Source organism: Hydrogenophaga sp. A37, from assembly GCF_002001205.1.
In the GTDB taxonomy this organism is placed as follows: Bacteria; Pseudomonadota; Gammaproteobacteria; order Burkholderiales; family Burkholderiaceae_C; genus Hydrogenophaga.
The window spans coordinates 1-6,190 of the sequence record NZ_MUNZ01000028.1 but is presented as its reverse complement, the minus strand read 5'-3'; the positions used below and the strand labels follow the sequence as shown (position 1 = coordinate 6,190).

The 6,190-nt window shown below is 71.5% G+C and carries 4 protein-coding genes and 1 tRNA gene; 3 read left to right on the top strand and 2 right to left on the bottom strand.

Features of this window, described 5'->3' with window-relative positions:
* Both B0E41_RS00330 and B0E41_RS00325 read left to right on the top strand, forming a co-directional pair.
* The coding region (locus tag B0E41_RS00330; protein ID WP_216350713.1) for a translocation/assembly module TamB domain-containing protein at positions 1 to 3,298 on the top strand (3,298 nt) is incomplete at its 5' end.
* 36 nt (positions 3,299 to 3,334) lie between these two features.
* A tRNA-Arg gene (locus tag B0E41_RS00325) sits at positions 3,335 to 3,409 on the top strand.
* Between the two features lie 67 nt (positions 3,410 to 3,476).
* On the opposite strand, the gene B0E41_RS00320 is transcribed toward B0E41_RS00325, so the two are convergent.
* A complete protein-coding gene (locus B0E41_RS00320; protein ID WP_077327468.1) occupies positions 3,477 to 3,971 on the bottom strand; it encodes a DUF2798 domain-containing protein in 495 nt (164 codons plus the stop codon).
* Positions 3,972 to 4,087: 116 nt separating this feature from the next.
* Here B0E41_RS00320 and B0E41_RS00315 point away from each other — a divergent pair, with 116 nt between their 5' ends.
* Positions 4,088 to 4,510: a MarR family transcriptional regulator gene (locus B0E41_RS00315; protein ID WP_171984616.1), complete on the top strand. Its 423-nt coding sequence runs from the start codon at positions 4,088 to 4,090 to the stop codon at positions 4,508 to 4,510.
* Between the two features lie 53 nt (positions 4,511 to 4,563).
* Here the strand turns inward: B0E41_RS00315 and B0E41_RS00310 are convergent, their stop codons facing one another.
* Positions 4,564 to 6,171, bottom strand: coding sequence for an iron ABC transporter permease (locus B0E41_RS00310; protein WP_077327462.1), 1,608 nt, complete (start codon positions 6,169 to 6,171; stop codon positions 4,564 to 4,566).
* Positions 6,172 to 6,190 lie beyond the last annotated feature (19 nt).

The window sequence follows — 6,190 nt, the reverse complement described above, 5'->3', positions numbered from 1 at the left end:
CCCCAAACCCCAACCCAGTCCCTCGCTCATGCTCACCGCGCGCGTCATGCCCTGGGCGAGCCAGCCACTGGTGAGTGCCGACGCCAACGCCCAGGCGCTGAACCTGGCCGCGCTGTGGCCCGCCGCACCGGTGACCGCGCTCAGTGGCCGCGTATTGGCACAGCCCGACGGCGCCGCGTGGCGCGCCAGCGTGACGCTGGCCAACGCCCTGCCCGGCCCGGCTGACCAGGCGCGGCTCCCGCTGCAGAGCCTGAGCGCCGAAGTCGAACAACGCGGCGTGCGCTGGACCGTGTCTGACCTGCGCGCCGAGCTGGGCGGTGGAACGTTGAAGGCCCAGGGCGGTTTCGACCTCGACACCGCTGGCGGCGCCAGCCTGCCCACCGCCTGGCAAGGCGAAGCCACGGCCAGCGGCGTGCGCCCCGCCCTGGTCTGGAGCACCCTGCCACCGGCGGCCTTGGACGCCCAATCCAGCGCGCGCGCCGCGCCCACCGCCCGTGCACCGCAGGCGGTGGACCTGAGCGCACGGGTCACCCCCTCGGCGCGCCAGCCGGCGGGCGTGTCGCTGGCCGAGCTGATACAAAGCGAACTGCGGGTCAAAGGGCAGTGGCTACCGACCCCGGCCGTGGCGGGCACACCTGCACCACCGGCCTGGCACGGCCTGCTGCAACTGGCCGAGGCGCACATCGCCATCGCGGGCGCGCAGCTCGACGCCAAAGGGCAACTGGACACGGCGCAGCTGCGTCACGACGGCCAAGGCAGCCTGGCGCTGCCCGGCCTGAACCTGGCGTGGAAAGGCCTTGCTTCGCACGCTCGGGGCGAGGGTGAAACCACGCTGCAACTCGCCAGCGCTGAGCGCACGCTGGCCTGGGTCCGCAGCCTGCAGACCCTGCCCTGGATGGGCGAGCCGGTGCGCAAGGCGCTCGCGGCGCTGGGCATGCAGAGCGCCGACGGTGAAGTGAATGCTTCATTGAAATGGGCCGGTGGGCTGGGCGCGCTCGGCTGGCCGGCCGCGCCGGGCGGCACGGCCCCCGACGCCGTGGCGCCGCTGCGCCTGGAAGCAGCATTGAACGTGCCACGGCTGGCGCTGGAGAGCGACACCACCGGCCCGCTCGCGCTCGCGGACATCGCGCTGAAGGCGCAGGGGCCTTTGCAGGCGTTGCAGATCAGCGCACAGGGCAGCGCCACCCTGCCGCCCTGGCGCGCATCGCTCGACGCGGCCGGGCAGTTGCGCGCCAGCGCGTCACTGCGTGAAGGCGGGGAACTGAACCTGAGCCGCCTCGCCCTGCGCCTGAACCCGGTGGCCAACCCCGCCGACGCAAAGGCCTCCGCGGCGGGCTGGGCGCTGGAGAGCCCGCAGCCGCTGCGCATCGTCTGGAAGGGCGCGCCGGGTCAAAGCGTGTCGCTCGACGCCGGCACCGGCACCCTGCTCTTGCGCCCCCTCAACGCAGGTTCCACCGCCCCCGAGACGCCACTGACCCTGGCTTGGCAGCGCCTGCGCTGGCAAGGCGCATCGCTGGAAACGCAGGGCCGGCTGCAAGGCCTGTCGCTGCCCTGGATCGACACCCTCGCCACTCTCACGCAACCCGATGGGCGCGGCCCGCTGCAGGCGGCGGGACTGAGTGGCGACTTGCTCTTCGACGCCGATTGGGACGTGCGCCTGCCCGCCGACGCCAGCACCCCACCCGCGCTCACCGCCAGCCTGCAGCGGCGCGGCGGCAGCCTGCGCTGGCGGCAGATGGCGGGTGGGGCCGCATCCGGCGCCGACGCCGCGCCCCCCAACGGCAACGGGGCGCTCGACGCTGGCGTGCGCGACGCGCGCGTGAGTCTCGCCTTGCAAGACCGGCGCTGGCGCGCGCAATTGCGCTGGGACACCGAACGCCTCGGCCAGGCCAGCGCCGAGTTGAACGCCACCGTCGCCCCGGGCAGCGCTGCGTCTGAGGCCAGCCTGCTGGAGCGCTGGTGGCCCGCCGACACCCCGATCCAGGGCAACGCGCAGGTGCGCCTGCCACAGGTGGGCGTGTGGTCGGTGCTGGCGCCGCCGGGCTGGCGCGTGCAGGGCACGCTCAACGCCGACGCGACCGTCGCGGGCACCCGAGGTGCGCCCACCTGGAGCGGCACGCTGCAGGCCGACGAGCTGGCCTTGCGCTCGGTGGTCGACGGCATCGCCTTCACCAACGGCCAGTTGCGCGCCACACTCGCGGGCGACCGCATCCGCGTCGACCGCTTCAGCCTGCAGGGCCCGGGCGGCGTCGAGAGCGGCGGCACGCTCGAAGCCAGCGGCGAGGCCACCTGGCGGCCCGCGGCCAACGGCCTGGCGCGCGAACCGCTCATCAACCTGCAAGCCAAGGCCGAGCGCCTGCGCGTCTCCAACCGGCCCGACCGCCGCCTCACCCTCTCGGGCGAGATCAACGCCCAGCTCGAAGGCGCGCTGCTGCGGCTGCGTGGGCAGCTCAAGGCCGACAGCGCGCTGTTCATCCTGCCCGACGAAATGGCGCCCACCCTCGGGCGCGACGTGGTCGTGCGCAGCACCCGCACCCTGCCGACCGAGGCAGGCTCGGCGCAGCGCGTGCAGACCGACCTCTCGGTGCAGCTCGATCTGGGCCCGCGTTTCGAGGTGCGCGGCCAGGGCCTGCAGACGCGGCTCGAAGGCCAGCTCACGGTGCAGGCCACGCGCGCGCTGCCCACGCCGCGCGTGCTGGGCGAGGTGCGCACCGCCAGCGGCACCTACCGCGCCTACGACCAGCAACTCAACATCGAATCGGGCGCGCTGCGTTTCACCGGGCCCTACGACGACCCGGCGCTCGACATCCGCGCGGTGCGCAAGCTGCCCGCCAATGTGGAGCAGCGCGTGGGCGTGCAGATCAGCGGCAACGCGCAGGCGCCTCGCGTGAGCCTCTTCGCCGACCCCGACATGCCCGAGGCCGACAAGCTGGCCTGGCTGGTGCTGGGGCGCCCGGCCTCGACCGCTGGAGCGCAGGCCTTCGTGTTGCAGCAGGCCGCGCGCCGCTTGCTCTCACAAGGGGATGAGCCGCTCGACGGCACCCTCGCGCGCACCCTGGGCCTGGACGAAATCGGCTTCGAGGCCCCCAGCACCGGCGCCGACGGCACCACCACCCAAGCCGCGCTCACCGTCGGCAAGCGCCTCTCCAGCGACCTCTACCTGAGCTACGAACAGAGCCTGGCCGGCGCCATGAGCACCGTGTCCATCCTGTACGACCTCTCACGCCGCCTGACCCTGCGCGCACGCGCCGGCACCGAAAACGCGATCGACCTGATCTTCACCCACCGCTTCGACTGAAACCGCCGGTCACCCCACATACAATGGCGCCCGTCCGCCGCCATAGTTCAATGGATAGAACGAGTGCCTCCTAAGCGCTAGATACAGGTTCGATTCCTGTTGGTGGTACCAAACGGCGCACTTCCCCCACACATCCCAGCGCCCCGCTCGAAGCGGACACCAGCGCCGACGGGTTGACTCATGCCGCCGCCATCCAGCGGTTCAGTCGCGGTTTGATCAGAAAGCCCATCACCAGGCCGATCACCACGCCGGCCGGCAAGGAACGCCAATAGGCTGTCGCCCATTGCGCTGGGAACGCCGCGCTCAGCCCCTGGTTGCTCAGCGTCACGGCGGTCGCCATCAGCAGTTCCATCAGCAACGCGGTGCACAGCGCCAGCACCACCGTCGCCAACACGCGGGGCCAGGCCGACAGGCGCGGCCCGAGCACGCGGTCCAGCACCACCAGGGTCAACAGGCCCAGGGGCATCACGGGCAGGGCGGTGGCAAAAGCCAGCATCCAGCGCGAGAAAAAATCATCGACCCCACCCAGATTGATCCAGGTGATCACGCCACTGAGGATCAGGGCGATGGCGGGCATGACAGTGACCAGCGGTACCAGGCGGCGCCAGCGAAAGCCCGCGGCGGGCGAAGGAGCCGGGGTCGCCGGCGCGGAGGTCACTTCAGAGCTCTTCATGTGGATCGATTTTGGTTGACAATGTCAACACAATAACGGATTTGGTTGACCTTATCAACCACTCAAGTATGAGACAACACCCCGCGCCCCCCCAGGTCGCCGCCCTGGAATCCCTGATGTCGCTGTTTGGCAGCGTCAAACAGGCCTTGCGCCACGAAATGCAAGGCGGTGCAGAACCCGCTGTGGCGCCCATGCTGCTGCGCATGCTGCAGCTGTGTCAGCGCCACCCGGGCATCACGCAGCAGGGCTTGGCCCAACAGACCGGCCGCGACAAAGGTCAGGTCGCGCGGCTGGTCAAAGAGCTGCTGGACCTGGGCCTTCTGACCAAGGCGGACCACCCGGAGGACCGGCGCAGTCACCGCTTGTTGCCCACCCCGACCGGCATGGCGGCGGTGCAGCGCTTCGAGCAGGCCGAAGCGGGTGTGGCCGAGCTGCTGTTTGGTGGGCTGCGGGCAGCCGATCTGCGCTCGCTGACCGAGCAGCTTGTGGCACTGAAGCAGCGCGTCGAAACACGGCTGCCTTCGGACGAGGCGGATTGACACCACACCGTTGAACAGGAGGCTTCCATCGCGCGACCGACCCGCGCCCCCGCTCAGCGCTGGCGCAAGGTGCGGCTGAGCAGAATCACGGGCAGCAGGCCCACCAGCACCAGGGTGAGTGCGGGCAGGGCCGCCTCACCCAGGCGCTCGTCGCGCGCCAGCTGGTAGGTGACCACGGCCAGGGTGTCGCTGTTGAACGGCCGCAGCACCAGGGTGGCGGGCAGCTCTTTCATCACGTCCACGAAGACCAGCAGCGCCGCCGCCGCCGTGGAGCGCTTGAGCAAGGGCCAGTGCACGCGCAGGGCCAGGCCCAGCCCGGTGGTGCCGAGCATGCGCGCCGAGTCGTCCAGGCTGGCGGGCACGCGCGCGTAGCCGCTCTGCACCGACTGCAGCGCCACGGCCGTGAAACGCACCAGGTAGGCCCAGACAATGCCCAGCGCGGTGGCGGTGATCCAGTAGCCCACGCTGGACTCGGGGCGCGCGCTCATCCACCAACCCACGGGCAGCAGCAGGCCGACCACGATCACCGCGCCGGGCACCGCGTAGCCGAGGCTGGCGAGCTGCACCACGAACCGGGTCACGAAGCCCGGCCGCGCGCGGTAGGCGAACGCCAGCGCCAGCGCCAGCGCCGTCGCCACCGCAGCGCTCAGTGCCGCCAGGCGAACGCTGTTGCCCGACCACTGCACGAACTGCGTCCAGGGCAGTGAATCCCAGCCACCGAGCAGCGGGCGCAGCATGAAGATCACCGGCAACACAAAGCCAAACACGATCGGTAGCCCGCAGGCCAGCCAGACCGCCGCCGCCCGCGCGCCGCGCAGGCGCACCGGTTGCGCCTCGGCGCTGCCAGCGCGCTGGCCCCGCAGCGACGCGAAACGCATGCGGCGCTGCGCCCGCTGCTCCAGCCACAGCAGCAGCGCCACCAGCGCGAGCAGCATGGTGGCGAGCTGCGCAGCCGCCAGCGGCATGTCCATCGACAGCCAGGCTTTGTAGATGCCGGCGGTGAAGGTCTGGATGCCGAAGTAGCTGGCCACGCCGAAGTCGGCCAGCGTCTCCATCAGCGCCAGCGCCACGCCCGCAGCCACCGCGGGGCGCGCGAGCGGCAGCGCGACCTCGCGGATGCGGCGCGAGAGCGGCGCGCCCAGCAGGCGCGCGGCCTCCATCAGCTGCGACGCGCGCTCCGACAGCGCGGTGCGCGCCAGCAGGTAGACATAGGGGTAGAGCGAGAAGGTGAACACCCAGACCGCGCCCGCCGTGTTGCGGATTTCGGGGAACACCCGGCCGCGCAGCCCGAAGGTGTCCCGCAGGCCGGTTTGCAGCGGGCCGCTGAACTGCAGGAAGTCGGTGTAGGCGTAGGCCACCACGTAGGCGGGCATGGCCAGGGGCAGCAACAGCGCCCACTCGAACACCCGGCGCCCGGGAAAGTCAAACAGCGTGACCGCGCTGGCCGCCGCCATGCCCACCACCGCCACGCCCAGGGCCACGCTCAGGCACAGCAGCAGCGAGGTGAACACGTAGTCCGGCAGCACCGTGCGCCCCATCTCGGCCAACACCTGGCGGGCCGCGGCGTCCAGCTGCAGCCACGAGCCCAGCAGCGACAGCACCGGCAGGGTCAGCAGCAGGGCGAGCAACAGCAACAGGGCGGTGGGCCACCAGCGGGTCATGGGCGGGCGAGAAGGAGGG